This window comes from uncultured Pigmentiphaga sp., from assembly GCF_937950555.1.
Lineage (GTDB): Bacteria > Pseudomonadota > Gammaproteobacteria > Burkholderiales > Burkholderiaceae_B > Pigmentiphaga.
This window is the reverse complement of record NZ_CALFCW010000022.1, coordinates 131,814-146,548: the sequence shown is the minus strand read 5'-3', so window position 1 is coordinate 146,548 and position 14,735 is coordinate 131,814. Positions and strand designations below refer to the sequence as shown.

17 protein-coding genes, 2 tRNA genes and 1 pseudogene are annotated in these 14,735 nt (G+C 63.4%); 9 read left to right on the top strand and 11 right to left on the bottom strand.

The features are described from left to right. Nucleotides 1-99 precede the first annotated feature (99 nt). The 3 genes from Q0319_RS06180 to Q0319_RS06170 are packed head-to-tail and all read left to right on the top strand — an operon-like array spanning nt 100 to nt 2,662. Nucleotides 100-687 carry a phosphatidylserine decarboxylase gene (locus tag Q0319_RS06180; RefSeq protein WP_299451445.1) on the top strand — a complete coding sequence of 196 codons (588 nt, stop codon included), beginning with the start codon at nt 100-102 and terminating at the stop codon, nt 685-687. Nucleotides 688-692: 5 nt separating this feature from the next. Next, entirely contained in the window at nt 693-1,502 is an 810-nt protein-coding gene (gene pssA, locus Q0319_RS06175) for a CDP-diacylglycerol--serine O-phosphatidyltransferase (protein WP_299451444.1), read from the top strand. 11 nt (nt 1,503-1,513) lie between these two features. Then, nucleotides 1,514-2,662, top strand: a complete 1,149-nt coding sequence (locus Q0319_RS06170) for a hypothetical protein (protein ID WP_299451443.1) — start codon at nt 1,514-1,516, stop codon at nt 2,660-2,662. On the opposite strand, the gene Q0319_RS06165 is transcribed toward Q0319_RS06170, so the two are convergent. From Q0319_RS06165 to Q0319_RS06150, 4 genes are all read right to left on the bottom strand, one after another. Further along, nucleotides 2,646-3,161 carry a DUF1648 domain-containing protein gene (locus Q0319_RS06165; protein ID WP_299451442.1) on the bottom strand — a complete coding sequence of 172 codons (516 nt, stop codon included), beginning with the start codon at nt 3,159-3,161 and terminating at the stop codon, nt 2,646-2,648. The two genes, Q0319_RS06170 and Q0319_RS06165, sit on opposite strands and share 17 nt — an antisense overlap. A 6-nt stretch (nt 3,162-3,167) precedes the next feature. After that, complete coding sequence (locus Q0319_RS06160; RefSeq protein WP_299451441.1) at nt 3,168-4,562, bottom strand: DUF2851 family protein; 1,395 nt, start codon at nt 4,560-4,562, stop codon at nt 3,168-3,170. Further along, entirely contained in the window at nt 4,559-6,103 is a 1,545-nt protein-coding gene (locus Q0319_RS06155) for a TIGR03790 family protein (RefSeq protein ID WP_299451448.1), read from the bottom strand. Before Q0319_RS06155 ends, Q0319_RS06160 begins: the two co-directional genes overlap by 4 nt. 79 nt (nt 6,104-6,182) lie before the next feature. After that, complete coding sequence (locus Q0319_RS06150; protein WP_299451440.1) at nt 6,183-6,962, bottom strand: MBL fold metallo-hydrolase; 780 nt, start codon at nt 6,960-6,962, stop codon at nt 6,183-6,185. Nucleotides 6,963-7,001: 39 nt separating this feature from the next. On the opposite strand from Q0319_RS06150, the gene Q0319_RS06145 reads away from it, so the two are divergent. After that, the gene (locus Q0319_RS06145; RefSeq protein WP_299451439.1) at nt 7,002-8,330 is read left to right on the top strand and encodes an AAA family ATPase; all 1,329 of its coding nucleotides are present in this window, start codon (nt 7,002-7,004) and stop codon (nt 8,328-8,330) included. Between the two features lie 138 nt (nt 8,331-8,468). Here the strand turns inward: Q0319_RS06145 and Q0319_RS06140 are convergent, their stop codons facing one another. After that, nucleotides 8,469-8,780, bottom strand: coding sequence for a hypothetical protein (locus Q0319_RS06140; RefSeq protein WP_296466016.1), 312 nt, complete (start codon nt 8,778-8,780; stop codon nt 8,469-8,471). A gap of 177 nt (nt 8,781-8,957) precedes the next feature. Between Q0319_RS06140 and Q0319_RS06135 the strand changes: the two genes are divergently transcribed. Further along, nucleotides 8,958-9,212, top strand: coding sequence for a hypothetical protein (locus tag Q0319_RS06135; protein ID WP_296466013.1), 255 nt, complete (start codon nt 8,958-8,960; stop codon nt 9,210-9,212). 21 nt (nt 9,213-9,233) lie between these two features. Here the strand turns inward: Q0319_RS06135 and Q0319_RS06130 are convergent, their stop codons facing one another. Beyond that, nucleotides 9,234-9,692 carry a nicotinamide-nucleotide amidohydrolase family protein gene (locus tag Q0319_RS06130; RefSeq protein WP_296466011.1) on the bottom strand — a complete coding sequence of 153 codons (459 nt, stop codon included), beginning with the start codon at nt 9,690-9,692 and terminating at the stop codon, nt 9,234-9,236. Nucleotides 9,693-9,947: 255 nt separating this feature from the next. On the opposite strand from Q0319_RS06130, the pseudogene Q0319_RS06125 reads away from it, so the two are divergent. Next, a pseudogene (locus Q0319_RS06125) lies at nt 9,948-10,115 on the top strand (KGG domain-containing protein); the annotation flags it as partial. A gap of 349 nt (nt 10,116-10,464) precedes the next feature. Beyond that, nucleotides 10,465-10,540 (top strand) — tRNA-His (locus Q0319_RS06120). Nucleotides 10,541-10,847: 307 nt separating this feature from the next. On the opposite strand, the gene Q0319_RS06115 is transcribed toward Q0319_RS06120, so the two are convergent. After that, nucleotides 10,848-11,051 (bottom strand): cold-shock protein, encoded by a 204-nt coding sequence (locus tag Q0319_RS06115; RefSeq protein WP_299451438.1) that lies wholly within the window; start codon nt 11,049-11,051, stop codon nt 10,848-10,850. Between Q0319_RS06115 and Q0319_RS06110 the strand changes: the two genes are divergently transcribed. Together Q0319_RS06110 and Q0319_RS06105 are read left to right on the top strand one after the other, a co-directional pair. After that, nucleotides 11,050-11,286 (top strand): hypothetical protein, encoded by a 237-nt coding sequence (locus Q0319_RS06110; RefSeq protein ID WP_299451437.1) that lies wholly within the window; start codon nt 11,050-11,052, stop codon nt 11,284-11,286. The genes Q0319_RS06115 and Q0319_RS06110 overlap by 2 nt on opposite strands. A gap of 367 nt (nt 11,287-11,653) precedes the next feature. Continuing rightward, nucleotides 11,654-11,857, top strand: a complete 204-nt coding sequence (locus Q0319_RS06105; protein WP_296467797.1) for a hypothetical protein — start codon at nt 11,654-11,656, stop codon at nt 11,855-11,857. 122 nt (nt 11,858-11,979) lie between these two features. On the opposite strand, the gene Q0319_RS06100 is transcribed toward Q0319_RS06105, so the two are convergent. The 4 genes from Q0319_RS06100 to Q0319_RS06085 form a co-directional block, all read right to left on the bottom strand. Further along, nucleotides 11,980-12,240, bottom strand: coding sequence for a hypothetical protein (locus Q0319_RS06100; protein ID WP_296467795.1), 261 nt, complete (start codon nt 12,238-12,240; stop codon nt 11,980-11,982). An 85-nt stretch (nt 12,241-12,325) separates the two neighbouring features. Next, entirely contained in the window at nt 12,326-12,823 is a 498-nt protein-coding gene (locus Q0319_RS06095) for a YetF domain-containing protein (RefSeq protein ID WP_296467799.1), read from the bottom strand. 114 nt (nt 12,824-12,937) lie between these two features. Continuing rightward, a tRNA-Arg gene (locus tag Q0319_RS06090) sits at nt 12,938-13,014 on the bottom strand. A 65-nt stretch (nt 13,015-13,079) separates the two neighbouring features. Beyond that, nucleotides 13,080-14,585 carry an aldehyde dehydrogenase family protein gene (locus Q0319_RS06085; RefSeq protein WP_296467793.1) on the bottom strand — a complete coding sequence of 502 codons (1,506 nt, stop codon included), beginning with the start codon at nt 14,583-14,585 and terminating at the stop codon, nt 13,080-13,082. Between the last annotated feature and the right edge of the window lie 150 nt (nt 14,586-14,735).

The following is a 14,735-nucleotide window of genomic DNA, read 5'->3' as shown; positions in this document are numbered from 1 at the left end:
CCGTAGGGAGAATCCGGGCTTTACCCCTCCCTCTTCCGTGGTATCCTTTGCGGGTTTATGCGATTTCAGACACTGTGGGAAGCACGTTGGATTTTTGCGGTGGAGCTGGCCGTCACGCTCGGCCTTTACCTGATGGCTCCATGGCTTGCCATCCTTGGCGTCCTCCTGGTTCTCTACACCTTCTACTTTTTTCGCGATCCCGACCGCTTCTCCCCGCAGGATGACAACGTGGTGCTGGCCGCCGCCGACGGGGTGGTTTCCGACATCGTGGAGATCGAGGAAACCGAGGTGGTTTGCACCAAGATGCGGCGGATAGCCATCTTCCTTTCCGTGTTTGATGTCCACACCAACCGGGCTCCCATCGACGGCAAGATCATCTATTCCCAGCTGACCCCCGGCAAGATGCTGGACGCGCGCCACCCGGATGCCACCCGCGTCAACGAGTTCCGCACGTGGGGCTTCCAGGGAGCGCGAACCACCATCGTGGTACGGCAGATCACGGGAATGATTGCCCGCCGGATTGTGGCCTGGTCGAAGGTGGGCGACCTTGTGAAGCGCGGCGATCGCTTTGGCATGATCCGCTTTGGCTCCCGCACCGAGATTTACGTCCCGCTGGACGCCGAAGTGCTGGTTTCGGTGGGGCAGCGTGTCCAGGGGGGAGTCACCGTGATTGCACGACTTCGTTAGAAACCATGGCAAAAGAGACAGAAGAGTTTCCGAAAATTTACCTGCTGCCGAACCTGATGACGGCCGGCAACCTGTTTTGCGGGGCGGCAGCCACGGCGCGAATTTTGGAAGGCACCCTTCTGCTCCAGCAGGGCGAGGGCAACCCGATTGCCAAGTTTCACCAGGCGATCTGGTTCATCCTGGGAGCCTGCATCTTCGATCTTCTGGACGGTCGCCTGGCCCGCATGGGCGGCAACGAAAGCGAGTTTGGGCGCGAATTCGACTCGCTGGCCGACATCGTCTCGTTTGGCGTGGCGCCAGGGCTTCTGATTTACCAGATCGTGCTGCGCGACTTTTCGCACGGGTGGATGGTCGGGTTTCTCTACCTTCTCTGCGGTGCGATGCGCCTGGCCCGGTTCAACTGCCTGGCCGCCCGCGGGGGCAGTGCCGACAAGGACTTTCGCGGCTTTCCCATCCCGGCGGCGGCGGGCGTCATATCGTCGGTCACGCTGCTGATTCTTTGGCTGGAGGAAAACTCGCGCGAGATCGGGAACTGGAAATACCTTCTCCTGGTCTTGATGGTTTTTCTCTCCTTCATGATGTTCTCGCGGTTCCGCTACCCGAGCTTCAAGGCGCTGAACTGGAAAACCCAGAAATCGATTCCGTGGTTTGTGGGCATCACCGTGCTGCTCGGTTTCACGGCGATGAACTATCAATGGATGCCCGCAGTGATCTTTATCGGGTATCTGCTCTACGGATTTTTCCGCCCCTTCCTCTCCGTGCGCATGCGCAAGGAACTGGAGGACGATGAAGAAACACCCCCGCAGACTCCATAGCAACCGCCGGCATGAGTGACATCAGTCAGCACGGATTGATTGGCACCCTTCAGCGGCTTGCAGAGCATCCCGCACTTCACCAGGAACTGGAGGCAGTGACCCGGCATCAGCCGGCGGTCCTGATCCTTCCCTGCCACATTGGCGAGCTGCGCCGTCCCGCCCTCAAGCGGATTCTGCGGGAGCTGGAGCAGGCCCGGTTTTTGTCCGAGATCCTCATCCCCCTGAACGGCACCGACGCCCAGGGGGTGGTGGAGGCCCGCTGTTTTTTCCGGGCGCACACTTCGCGGCCCCACCGCGTGCTCTGGTGCGACCCGCTGCGGGAGCACGGCATAGCCGGGGGCAAGGGGAGCAACGTCTGGGCGGCCATCGGGCTCCTGGCACGGGAGCGGAAGGCGGCCACGCTGCTTCTGGCCGATGCCGATGTAACCACGTTCCGGCTGGAGATGCTGGCCCGGCTGCTTTATTCCGTGGCGGAGCCGACCTTCGGGTACACCTTTGCCAAGTGTTATTACCCGCGCGTATCGGATCGGATTCACGGCCGGGTCAGCCGCCTCTTTTTTGCGCCGCTCCTGCAGGCCCTGGTGCGCGCGGGCGGGCACCAGCCGCTGCTCGATTTTCTCCGGTCGTTCCGCTATCCGCTGGCGGGGGAGTGTGCGTTTACGCTGGAGCTGGCCGCCTCGTTGCCGCTGGAAACCGGCTGGGGGCTGGAGACCGGCATGCTGTGCGACCTCTTTCGCCTGGTGGACCCCCGGCAGGTGTGCCAGGTGGATGCCGGCATCCGCTACGACCACAAGCACCAGCCGCTGGGCGACCAGTCGTCGGGCCTCCTCCGCATGAGCCGCGAGATTGCGCACACGCTGCTGTTCCACCTCGAACGCGAAGGGGTGCGCATCGACCCCTCCTTCTGCGAGGCGCTGGAGGCCAGCTACCGGCGCGAGGCGGTAGAAGCCATGCGGCGCTCCGCGGCCTTGGCCAAGATCAACGGCCTCCGGTATCTGGAGGAGGAGGAATGCCGGCTGGTGGAATCGTTTTGTGCCGTGCTTTCCGACGCGCTCCACCAGCGGAGCGAAATCACCACCCTGCCGCCCTGGAATTATCCCACTCCCGAGGGGGAGGCCGCGCTGGAGGCGGTGCTTGAAGATATTACTCCATCTTGCTGAATCGCCGGAAAACCGCAACAATCCACGCTATTACCAGGCCAAGCTTGGCCATCGCCAAGCCCGTCACCACCCCGATGTCGAGCGAGGGCGGGGTGCGGAGGGCGGCGGAAACCATGACCCGCCAGAGAACCAGGCTCCAGATCACCATGCCGCCTGCCAGCCAGAGCACCGAGGTAAGAAGGTAGTCGCACGCCCTGGGGTAATTCTCCGGGGCGCGCCAGTATTCCGCGTTGGGCGCGTTCAGAAACCGCGCGGGCAGGAACCGCAGGCAGTAGACCAGCGCGCAAAGAAACGCGGGCAGGCCCAGCCCGATGCCGAGCGTGCCGCGCGTAAAGGCGGCCCGGCTTTCAAACCGGGTGGGAGCACCGTTGATGTCGAAGTGCGCGGGTACCCGGTCCGGAAGGGTCGGGTAAAGCATCATCACCCCAAAGACCAGCAGCATGATGCAGGTGGAGAGCAGCAGAACGGCGGCAAATCGGGCGGGGTTGCTTTTGGCCATAAGTTGTCAGAAGATCCATTTTTCCAGTTTGTCCGGCAAAGTGCAATGGCTGCACTCCAGCTCGCCGGCCACGCAGTGGTCTTCGTAGAGCTGGAGAAGCCCCTGTTGCACCATGATCCGGCCCAAAAACGCCTTGGGCAGCCGCTCCGGACCAAAGAGGCGGTCGGCGGCCGTTTTTACACGCTGGCTCGGTTCCCAGCCCGCCAGCGAGCAGTAGGCCGTCCATTTTTTGGGGAGCGAACCGATGGCGGCGGGGAAGAAAACGTTGGCCAGCATCTCCACCACGCGCGATTCCCCCACCAGCGCCATCGGCTGCGCACTCGGTCGGGAGGTAAGGGTGTAATGCGTCTCCCAGTACGGGTGCGAGAGCTGCGCAAAGAAGTTCTTGATGGCTGTTACATCGCAGTCAAGGGCCAGGCTCTGGATGACCGGCCAGTTGCGCACCATCTCCGCCAGGGCGGCCACCCGCCGCTGGGGATGGTTCACCGGCCGGGTTTGACGGAACGACCAGAGCGTTTCGCCCGTGGTATTTAGGCAAAGTCGTTCGTAATTGGTCCGGTGGGGCCACCATTGCTGCCAGAGCTGTTTCAGGTAGGTGCGGGTGTCGTCCGGCATGGCAGAGAGATCCTCCAGCGGCAGAAACCCGGCTCCCGCAAAAAGGAGCGGCTCCGGCGGGCACGGGCTGCGGCGCACCAGCGCCAGCGAAAAGCGTTGCGCCAGCAGCTTGAACGGCAGCTTGTTGTGGCGGTAGCCGAGCGCTTCGGCCAGCGTCTGGTAAAGCGCCTCGCCGGGGGTAAACCGCGTGGCCAGTGCCTGCATCCGTGCGGCCTTCCGGCAAAGGCGGTACTGGGCGGCGGCCTCGATCAGCTGGAGCGCCTTCGTGTCCGGCAGGGTGGCCATCGGCGCGCAGCACGGCGACGGCCGGGCCGGTTCGGGCCGGGCACCGAACTCCAGGGCGGTAATATCCACCTGAATTTGCGCCACCGGCGTTCCGTCGCAGGTGGAGGCGGGGGCAATCCCCTGCATGCCGCTTCCGCCCGTCCCCGCTCCGCCCAGCACGATCAGCTTCGTGTTCCGGTAGTCGGGAGAATGGGCGGCATGCCGGTCCCACTCCAGCGGATCGGGGTGAACTTCAATATCCCCTTCCACGGGCGGTTCCCCGTTGAAGGAAAGAAGGGCGTTTACAAACGTGGGGCCGTGCTCGCGGTTCCATTCGCCAAAGTGGCGGATCTCCACCATGCTCCACTCCTCGTTGGCGAGCGCGAAGGTGGTACCAAATTCCCCCGCGAACCAGCGGGCCTGCATCTCCAGCGGCGACGGCCGCCGGGCAAGCTGGGGCGGAGGCGACTCTTTCAGTCGCGATCCCTGCAACCAAAGCGAGTAGCGTTCCGAAAGGTTCACGGCTTGGATGGTTTGTTGGGGGATGATGGCGAGGGAGAAGGCGACGGCGGAGGCGGATTCACCAGCGCCTTCAGGATGGCAGTCCCGGGGCCCAGCGGCGTCCGTTTGAGCTGCTGTTTGGCCACGGCCAGGGCCAGATCCTTTTTCCCCAGGTTGCCCAGCAGCCCGATCATATGGAGGGCGCAGCGCACCTGGTCGGTTTCGTTCCGGTAATACTGGCGGGCCTGGTCAAGCGAACGGATGGCGGCCTGCGGCTCGCCGGCGGCAGTTTGCAGACACGCCAGTGCCTCCAGAAAGAGTCCGTTCTTGGTCGCGGCGGACTTTTTTTCCAAAAACGCCTTCCCCCGGTCGTGTGACCGGTCCCAGAGCCGGAGGCCCTCCGCCACCTCGGCCCACACCTCGTTCTTCACCTTGATGTTCTCCGCTTGTACCCGGAACGGGCGGTAGAGCGGGTCACCCACAAAGGTGGTCATCCAGGAAAGCGCCGGCGTGGCAGAGTAGGCCGCTTCGGCAAAGGTGGCACCGCTTCGCAACCGGGCTTCAAACCGGTCCAGATGGGGGGTAAGATGCAGGTACGGCTCATACACGTTCCCCAGGGTGGCTGCCGCCCCCTTTTCCAGCAGCGGGGCGCACCAGTGTTGCCCCGGGTTGCGCAGGGTGGTGGCGCTGAAGGAGTGGATGTGCACGGCCACCGCTCCCCTGGCAAAGGGGTTTGGGGCGGTCACAAACGGTCCGGTGGCATGCTCGGCGTACCATCCGAAGTAAAGTGCGGCGTTGCGCATCGGGTAGTCGTTGGGAAAGAGCTTCTCCGTATCCTCGTGGATCACCGGGCTGCCGTGGTTCGTGGCGTTCCGGACAATGGCCCGCAGCCAGTCGTCCCCCATGACCAGCCCCGGAGCCTTGGCGGGGGTCAGGCCGCGCGAGTCGATATAGGTGAACCCCCAGAGCCCCTGCTGTTCCGTTACGTGGGAATCGTCGATCATCCGCTGGACCGTGCGGGGCGTGGCCCCGTCCAGCCGGCAAACCAGCAGCAGGGCGGGCAGCGCGGCATCCCGGATCCGGCTGGTGTTCCTGAAGTACGGGTTGGGGATGGGGCCCGAAATCTGCCGTTTGCCCATCCCCAGCACCGCCAGTTCGGAATCGACCGAGGCGGCATTCGTTTTCATCGGGTCGGGAACGCTTTCCGGGCGGTCGCCCGGCCACGACTCGTTCCGGTGGGCAATCCGCAGGGGAATGCCGCGCATCAGTACCATGAACTGGATGGAGCTTTCCGCCACCTCCAGGCCGTCGTAGTGCATCCGCCACCAGCCGCGTTCGATCATCGTTTTCCGGATCGGTTCGGCAATGGTCCGCTCGAATTCATCCCGCGAGATGGTTTCGTTGACGGAACAGTCGAGGCCGATCAGACGGTCAAACGGAATACCCCGTTTGTCGACATATGAGGCTGCAAGTGTAAACGAAAGTTTATCGTTCAGGTTGTAAACCACCACCACCGCGTCCGCATCGGGATGCCGATCCTTGGGGGCTGCCCAAAGTTCCACATGGAACAAGATAAGGATTGCTTCTAGAACGAGGAGCAACCGGAAACTCTGGCGATGCATGGACAAGGGGGGGTGGGGTTTATAGCGTTACTTTCAGCCCGTCGTAGGCAACATTCACCCCTGCGGGAAGCGAGGCCTCGGTATCGGCATGGCCCAGTTCGTGGCAGAGGTGGGTAAACCAGGTTTGTTTGGGGGCGATCCGGCGGGAGAGTTCCAAAGCCTCTTCCACGTTCATGTGGGTGGGATGCGGCCGGTGCCGCAGGGCGTCTACAATCAGCACTTCCACCCCGGCAATCTGCTCTTCCACCCCTTCCCGGAGCTTTTTGCAGTCGCTTAGGTAGGCCGCTTTCTTGCTGCCGTGGCGTTCGAAGAGAAAACCAAACGCCGCCGCCCGGCCGTGCTCGATGGGCAGCGGGGTAATGCGTGTATTCCCCAGCATGAACGGCCCTTCAATCAGGCGCGGCTCCGGCAACACATATCCGGGGTACCAGTTCTCCTGCGTAAACGCAAAGGCAAACATCCGTTGCAGATCCGCCATCACCGAAGGGCTGGCATAAATCGGCAGCGGACCGTTGTGGCAAAACGGGCGCAGGTCGTCAAAGCCGGTAACGTGGTCGGTATGCGAGTGGGTATACAGAACGGCATCAACTCGCGTTACCTTTTGTTTTAAGCACTGCAATCGGAAATCCGGGCCGGTATCGACCACCCATGCCGTTTCGGGGGTTTGCAGATAGATGGAGGAGCGGGTGCGCCAATCCCGGGGATCGCTGGAGTGGCATACGGTGCAGTTGCATCCCACCATGGGCACCCCTTGCGAAGTCCCCGTTCCCAAAAACGTAATGGTTAGATCGGCCACCATGAGAATTGAAAAATCGGGACCAGTCTACATACTCCTCACGTGCCCGCAACGCTCACTTCATTACGAATTCGCAATCTGGCCCTGGTGGAAGATCTGGAATGGCGGCTTGGCCCCGGTTTTACCGCCGTGACGGGCGAGACCGGGTCCGGCAAGTCGATCATCCTGGGTGCGCTGAAACTGCTGGTTGGCGAACGTGCCGACAAGTCGCTCATCCGGACGGGTGCCGACTCGTGCACGGTGGAGGCCGTTTTCGAGTTTGCCAGCGAAAAGGAAGCGGCGGCGCTGAATGCCTGGCTGGAAGAACAGGGCGTGGAGCCGTGCGAGGGCACCGGGCTCCTCATCAAGCGCACGTTTGCCCATACCGGCAGCAACCGGCAGTTCATCAATGCCAGCCCCACCACCCTTTCCGTGCTCAAGGCGCTGGGCAACACGCTGGTGGATTTGCACGGGCCGCATGATCACCAGTCGCTTCTCAGCGTCGACAAACAGCGCGAACTGCTGGATGCCTACGCGGGTGCCGTGACGCTTTGCCGTGACTACCAGAATCACTACCGGCGGTGGAACGAGCTGGTCGCCGAGCACGCCGAGCTTTCCTCCAGCGAGGCGGCCCTCGAGCGGGAGATTGATCTTCTGCGCCATCAGGTAAACGAAATCGAAAGCGCCAACCTGCGCGAGGACGAGGAGGCCGAGCTGCTGGCGCGCTACCAGGTGGCCGGTAACAGCCGGCGGCTGATCGAGGTGGCAAACCAGATTGTGCAACGGATGGCCGAAAGCGATGACGCCATCCTGAACGGTCTGGGCGAGATTACCCGCGCCCTGCGTGAGCTGGAGAAGCTGGATCCCTCCATGGGCGAATTGGTCACCCGCCATCTGGCTGCCCTGAACGAGCTCGAAGATCTTTGCGCCACGGTGCAGCAGTATGCCGAGAAGCTCGACCTCGATCCCGAACAGCTGGCGCAGATGGAAGAACGGGTGACCCTGCTGGAAACCCTCAAGCGGAAGTACGGTCCGGAAATTCCGGATGTGATTGCGTTTGGCCAGAAAGCCGCGGAACGTCTTCGCAAGATCGAGTCGCGTGGCGATGAACTGGAACGCCTGGCCCGGGAGATCGAGGCCGAGCGGTGCAAAGTCATGGAGGTGGGCGAAGCCCTGCGCGCCAGGCGGAAGGCCGCCGCCCCCAAACTGGCCAGGGAAGTGGCCGGCCAGCTGCGGGATCTCGGTTTCAAAAAGAGCGAATTTGAAGTCGCCATCCAGCCGGCTGAAAAACCGGGCCCGCACGGGCTGGACCACGTGGAATTTCTCTTTGCCCCCAACCCCGGCGAACCGGCCAAGCCGCCGGCAAGGACGACTCTTTACTCCACGCCCTGACCACCGCCCGCGCAGGGGCGCGCTTGCCCGAAGCCGACCTGGCTCGGGCACGAGGGTTGCTCGGCGATTTCCTGGGAAAGTGATGAGAAGGCGTCCGGCACTGCCGCGCGCGCGGCAGCCCGGCCTATGTTGATGGCGTCAGTGCAACAACCCGACCTTGCGCGCGATGACCTCTGCGCATTCGTCGCTGTCCGAGTCCTGGAACAAGCGATGGACCACGAATTCCGCATCGGGGGCGACTCCAAGCGCCTCCGCGGCGGCCCGTCTGACCTCGGTGCTCGGATTGCAGCAAAACACGCCAATCTTTTCTGCCGTTGCGGCGGCCTCGGCGCCCAGGTTGGCGAGCCACTGGCGGTCTTCGTTGAGTGCGCAGCAGCGCTGTTCGCCGGCCGCATCCTTGACGGCAACGACGTAACACACCAGCTTCTTGCGATCAATCACCATAACCATACTTACGGCCCTCCAGCGTGCGCCCATCGTAGACGAATCGAGCGGGCATGTCAGCGCCGCCATACTGGGAAATCTACCTATGTCGAGACTGGCGAAAACCCTGGTGCGAACGCCGGCGGCGCAGAACCGTTAAGATGCCGGATGATGCGTTCGAACCAGGACGTTCCATGAAAACCCATGAAAGGAGCCATTGTGACCGACCCTGAATTCCTGAAGGGGCAAATCACCGCTTTGCAAAACGTCGTGAGCATGTTGATTTCCGCCCATCCCAGTTCGCAGCAATTGCGTCAAGTGATGCAGGCCATCGCGCAGCAGGTCGAGCCGACGCTCAATGAAGCGCATCCCTCGTTCAAGAAAGGCTGGCAAAACGTCATCTCCACGCTGTGCCAAACCGACGACGACGGCGCTCCAGACAAAAGCGAGCAACACTGAACACGGTTCGCCGGCGCGGCGTCAGCCCCGCGCTGCGCGCTCGGCATACTGCATCAGGCGGCCCAGGGCATACTGCGCCGCCTGCTCTCTCACCTGGGCTCGATTCCCCGTGAAGCGACGGGTTTCGGAAAACATCTCCACGCCTCCGGGCGTCCCGAAGGCCCACGCGAAACACTGGGTGCCGGCCACAACCCCCGCCCCGCCCCCGTCCGCGACGCCAGTGTTTGCAATCGCCACGTTGGCGCGGCTGCGGGCGAGCGCCCCTTGCGCCATGGCGCGCGCCACCGGTTCACTGGTGAGGTTGTAGGCATGCAGGATCCTGTCCGGCACGCCCAGGGCGCGGAGCTTGGACTGCGGCGAATACACGACGAAGGCGCAATCGAGCAGCGCACCGGCTCCTGGGACCCCCGCGAGCATCGACGCGATCAGTCCTGCCGTGCACGACTCCGCGGTCACCAGCAACAGTCCTCGGTCAGTCATGCCCCGGACGACCCCTTCCAAATCGTACATATGTGCAGCTCCCACATCCGGAAGCTGCGCTCCAGCACGCGCCGTACCCGCGCCCGCCCCCCCGGAGCATGAACAAACTCCAACGCCCTATGTAAATCCTGCGCCACGCTGCGCACGGGCGGATGCTTCCCGAGGGCTGCACCTCATGCGCGCCAACCTCTTCCGCAAGGCACACAGTTTGCGAATAGGCGGGTTCCTTGACGAAACTTCCTTTTGGAGGACCCCATGCCTACGCCTACGCCTACGACCCAGAAACGCCCCCGGGGCTTTGCCGCGATGGATCCCGCGAAGCAACGCGCGATTTCCGCCGAAGGAGGCCGAGCCGCCCACCAATCCGGCAACGCGCATGAATTCAACTCGGAGGAAGCACGGGCCGCGGGTGCCCTGAGCCACGCGCATAGAAGGCGCCGCGCAGCGGAAGCACAACAAGCCCAGGCCCAAAACCCTCGGGAAGAGTCCGTGCAGGCCAGTCCGGGAAGCTCGTGATCGGGTGGAGCCGGCTCGCCGCCTAGTCGGCTCTCTACCAAACGAGTCAAGACAGGGCTCGCGGAACCGGACGCTCGAAAGCAGGCCGTGGGCGCCATGCCACTTACGCGGCCCCCGCGTGGACGGGCCGTGGTGTTGCGCCCCCACGGGCCCGGTGCCGACGCGGAAAAACAGGCCGATTCGCGCAATAGCCAGAAATCCGCTAGAATAGCGTTCTCACGCGAATCGGCACTGCCGATTCCGCGTCGTCTCAATGGTGGCTGTAGCTCAGCTGGTAGAGTCCCGGATTGTGATTCCGGTTGTCGTGGGTTCGAGTCCCATCAGCCACCCCACCGATTTCTCGCCTGTCCGGCCCCTCCCCCATCAGAAAAATCCATGCGGTCGCAACGCTGGCGTCCGGGCCTGGGATGAGTCGCGCGCATGCCGAGGCGAAGCTGAAGGCGCGGCCAACGCCAGCGAGGCATGGCGAGCACTCCGCTGCAGGCAGCTCATGACGAGACCTGCGAGGCGTAGCCGGAAGTTTGCGCGCGCGGCGCCGATGGGCTCGTTCCGGCCCCTGCTCGCCTACTGCCTTGCCCTGAAATGACGAAGCCCCTGCCATGCAGGGGCTTCGCTTCGGCCTTTCGCCGCGCCCAGCTCTTACAAGACGCGGATCTTGGAAGCCTGGGGCCCCTTGGGCCCCTGGACGGCTTCGAAGCTCACTTTCTGGTTCTCATACAGCGTCTTGCGCCCTTCGGCCTGGATTTCAGAAAAATGGGCAAACAAATCCTTGCCCCCGTCATCCGGCATGATGAACCCGTATCCCTTATCGTCATTGAACCATTTGACAACGCCTGTGGCCATGATGCACTTCCTTCCTTGCGATGTACTTGCCGTAAATACCATGAACCGGATTCAAGAACGGGCCAATACCAAATGGAGCGCGGACGCCAACCAAACCAAGCAGAACCCTGAACTGAAACCTCGAAACGACTATGCGGCCCTGCGATCCCTTCGTCAACCCATTTTCGTTTCCAACGGATACGCCTCGATGGATGAACGGGTTCCGGAGCTTGGCGGATTTACGCCGCGAAAATGACTCGAGCGCGTGTTTAAATGAGCAGCACGCCAACCCGCGGGAAGAAATTACGCGGGCTGTGGGCCACAAAGTGGACAACGTCAACGAGTTTGCGCGGGTTAGCACCTAGGCCATCCTCCTTCCCCCCGCAGGTTATCTATGGTTTTCCCTAATAAGGAAAATACCTAAAAACATTTCTCGACCGTGCGGCCATGGTCTAGAAAAAATTACAAACCGCTCTTCCCATATTTACATGGCGGCCAGGAATAATCCCCTGCCACATTATGGTGGCCCGGGGGCACGCGTTTTGCCGAGATAAAGGGCGCGATTAATCATGACGCGTCGGCTCGGCGCATCGCCAGCCGGCCCATAATCGAGGAGATGATCCATGAATCAGCAAAACCGCCCCGGCCAGTCGGACCCAAAGCAGCAGCCGCAACACCAACAACAACCGGGCACGCCTCAACAGCCGCCCGGGCAGCAGCGTACGCAGCGGCCCGACGTGCAGACCAACCCGCCGGGGCAGCGCCAGCAAGAGCAGCAGCAACAGCGTGGTCAGCAAGCCGGCCAGCCCCAGAAACCCCAGCCCTGAGCATCCACCTGCCCCGGGCGCCGCACGCCGGGCGGGCCCGGGCCGCAATCCTGCCCCGGCAAGACGCCCTTCCTTGTCCGCCGCTGCGCGCCCGGCATCACATGGCCTTCCGGCGGGCCGCGCTAGCGGCCTTTCTCGAGCTGGTCGATATAGCGTTTGGCAACGCTTTCGGCGTATCGGTGCGCCTCGAACTCGGTACCGAATACTTGGTCGTCCCCCAGGTGCTGGTCGGGAGGCACGGGAAGAAAGCGGGCCGCGGGATCGAGCGAGACGGTCGCCCTGCCTTCGAATAACACCGTCATGCCGTCGCGGGGATGGTTGACGGGATGGGCCACGGTGCGGATGTAGTAGCCTTTGTAGTAATCACCTGCGCCTTCGGACATAGCCACCTCCTGCGAGACAACGTCTTTATCGCGTATGGCAAGCCGCGCCGGAAAAAAGTTCAACCGCGCTCGCCCCTGGGACCTGCTACCGCCCACCCGCCTTGTGCTTGATGACGCTGACCTTGCCGTCGGCCTCTAGATAAAGCACCTTGACCTCATCAATCGATTCCACGCCCTGCTGCCGGTACTTGGCTTCCAGCTCCTCGTCGGTGATCGACTCCCTACGCATATTGGCGCGCAGCATCTTTCCGTCACGTATGAGCATGACCTTCTTGGGATCGACGAACCGGCGTATGGCAGGGACGTGGAACGCCAATCGATCGAGCGCGACATTCCACGCCACCAAGGTTCCGACCAATATGGCCGCATCTGCAACGCTCTTGCCTTCGCCTGCCATGCCGTTCTGGGCAGCGTCGGCGACGATTACGATCAACAGAATGTCGGCAATGCCCATGGACCCAACGTCGCGCCGCACGACGAAGCGAAACAACAGAAAGAGCAGCCAGTACATGACCGAGCCGCGCACCAGGGTTTCCAGGGGCGATACAGAGAAAGCGAAAACGTCGGCCCAGTGTACGCTCAGCCCAGCCACGAGGACATCCCGAAGTCGAGAAGAGCAGCGATGGTGCAAAAACCAGGCCCGTCTCGAGACACACGAGGCCGCGAAGGGCGAGGGACGGGACGGCCGAAGAAAGGATGGCGCGGCGGACAGGAATCGAACCCGTAACCCCAGGCTTAGAAGGCCTGTGCTCTATCCAGTTGAGCTACCGCCGCCAGAGCGCGCAAGTTTACCACTGCCCCCGGCCGCCAAAGCCGTGCCGGGGGAATCATGTACCCAGCTAGCGATGCTGTTCCACCGCAGTGGTCGCCACCAGCCTGACTGCCGCCAGATCGGCGCCGGTCAGCACGCCGCCGCGCCCGAGCAGGCGGCCGTGCTCCCAATTCGAAAGCCCCAACTCGGGCTTGCCCAACGCATACTGGCCGTCCACCCAGCGCGTAAACCCGTCGCCGACGAACGGTGCGTCGATGCGCGCCCGGAAATGGGCATGGGCCTGCGGAGACTCCGCGATCAGGCTCGCGACGAAGCGGGGGCTATAGCGATTGAACAGATCGATGGCTTCGTCCACCGACTCGACCACCGTCACCGTGAGCTCGGGCGTCTCCTCCCATTCCCACTCCCGGCCAAGCTGGTCTTCCTGGAGCAGGCTGGCGTAGGGCTCTTCCCGGTCTCCCTCGGCGCGGCGCACGATCGTCTGGCGCGCAAACAGCCCGGCGGGCACATAGGGCTGGGCCGCGGGGGTAACGTGCAACCGGGGCGTGCCGCCCAATGCAGCGCCTGCCTCGTCGATGGCCTTCAGGAATCGCGGCATCAAGTCCTCGACGCGGCTGCGCACGATGCAGCAGACATTCAACGTATTGCACACCTTGCGATCGAGGGAGTAACGCACGGCGCGCTCGAACCGACCGGCGTCCGCCGACGGGTCCGCGACCATCCAAGCCCCACCCGTGCCGTGCGCACTGACCGGCACCCCGGCTTGGCGCGCCACGCTGCTCAGTTGCATCACCGCCGTCCCCGAACCTCGCGCCACCGCGAGCGCGAGCCGGCTGTCGCTGAACATGGCCCAACCTGCGGCGCGATCCTCGACGTCCACCAAGCTCACGGCGCCGGCCGGCAGGCCCGAAGCCTGGAGCGCCGGCCGCAGCGCATGCCGCACCAACGCCTCGGCAGTTCCCAATGCGTCGCTGCCGATTCGCAGCACAGCAGTGTTACCGCTCGCAAGCACTCCACATGCATCGACCAACACATTGGGCCGGCCTTCGAACACAAACCCCACCACGCCCAGCGGCACGCGCACGACTTCGACCTGCCAGTCGCCATGATCCACGCGATCTGCGACGCCGCGATCCTGCGCGGCATAAGCGGGCCAGACGCGCAAGCCGTCTATCATGCCGGCCCGCATTTTGTCCGACACCTTGAGCCGCGTCGTCGAACGGCCGCGCGCCACCGCGCGCCGCACGTCCTCATCGTTCGCGTCGGCGATCTGCTGCCATATGGCGTCGCTGGCCAAGGCGTCGGCGAACGCCTCATAGAAGCGGACCACTGCACCCGGCTCGGCCTGGGCCAAGGCCTCAAATGCACGGCGTGCCTCGCCCACGCGCGCCCGCACGACCTCGCTCACCTGAGCAGGGATGCGCAGCAAAGCGCCCGTTTCCTGCACCACCAGCAGCCGGTCTCCGGGACGGAAATCCCTTGCGAGGTCCTCCCCCACCCGGGTGTATCGGTTGCCACCGAACGGAATCATCATCCCCGGCTCCAAACGCTCCAGGGTCCCTTGCTCGCTCATGAAATTCTCCTTGGCCGCGATGTTCATCCGCCTCCGGGCAACGCCCATGGCCCGGGCGCGCGGCCGTATGGACCGATATTACCCCGGCCGCGAAGGCCGACCGCGCGCACCGGGGAACGTATATCATTGCTCCCGGCCAGCACCGCTGGC

Coding starts and splice junctions, on each gene's coding strand:
- pssA (WP_299451444.1), top strand. CDS start 693: ATGGCAAAAGAGACAGAAGAGTTTCCGAAAATTTACCTGCTGCCGAAC.
- Q0319_RS06170 (WP_299451443.1), top strand. CDS start 1,514: ATGAGTGACATCAGTCAGCACGGATTGATTGGCACCCTTCAGCGGCTT.
- Q0319_RS06165 (WP_299451442.1), bottom strand. CDS start 3,161: ATGGCCAAAAGCAACCCCGCCCGATTTGCCGCCGTTCTGCTGCTCTCC.
- Q0319_RS06150 (WP_299451440.1), bottom strand. CDS start 6,962: ATGGTGGCCGATCTAACCATTACGTTTTTGGGAACGGGGACTTCGCAA.
- Q0319_RS06140 (WP_296466016.1), bottom strand. CDS start 8,780: ATGGTTATGGTGATTGATCGCAAGAAGCTGGTGTGTTACGTCGTTGCC.
- Q0319_RS06135 (WP_296466013.1), top strand. CDS start 8,958: ATGAAAGGAGCCATTGTGACCGACCCTGAATTCCTGAAGGGGCAAATC.
- Q0319_RS06130 (WP_296466011.1), bottom strand. CDS start 9,692: ATGACTGACCGAGGACTGTTGCTGGTGACCGCGGAGTCGTGCACGGCA.
- Q0319_RS06110 (WP_299451437.1), top strand. CDS start 11,050: ATGATGCACTTCCTTCCTTGCGATGTACTTGCCGTAAATACCATGAAC.
- Q0319_RS06115 (WP_299451438.1), bottom strand. CDS start 11,051: ATGGCCACAGGCGTTGTCAAATGGTTCAATGACGATAAGGGATACGGG.
- Q0319_RS06105 (WP_296467797.1), top strand. CDS start 11,654: ATGAATCAGCAAAACCGCCCCGGCCAGTCGGACCCAAAGCAGCAGCCG.
- Q0319_RS06100 (WP_296467795.1), bottom strand. CDS start 12,240: ATGTCCGAAGGCGCAGGTGATTACTACAAAGGCTACTACATCCGCACC.
- Q0319_RS06085 (WP_296467793.1), bottom strand. CDS start 14,585: ATGAGCGAGCAAGGGACCCTGGAGCGTTTGGAGCCGGGGATGATGATT.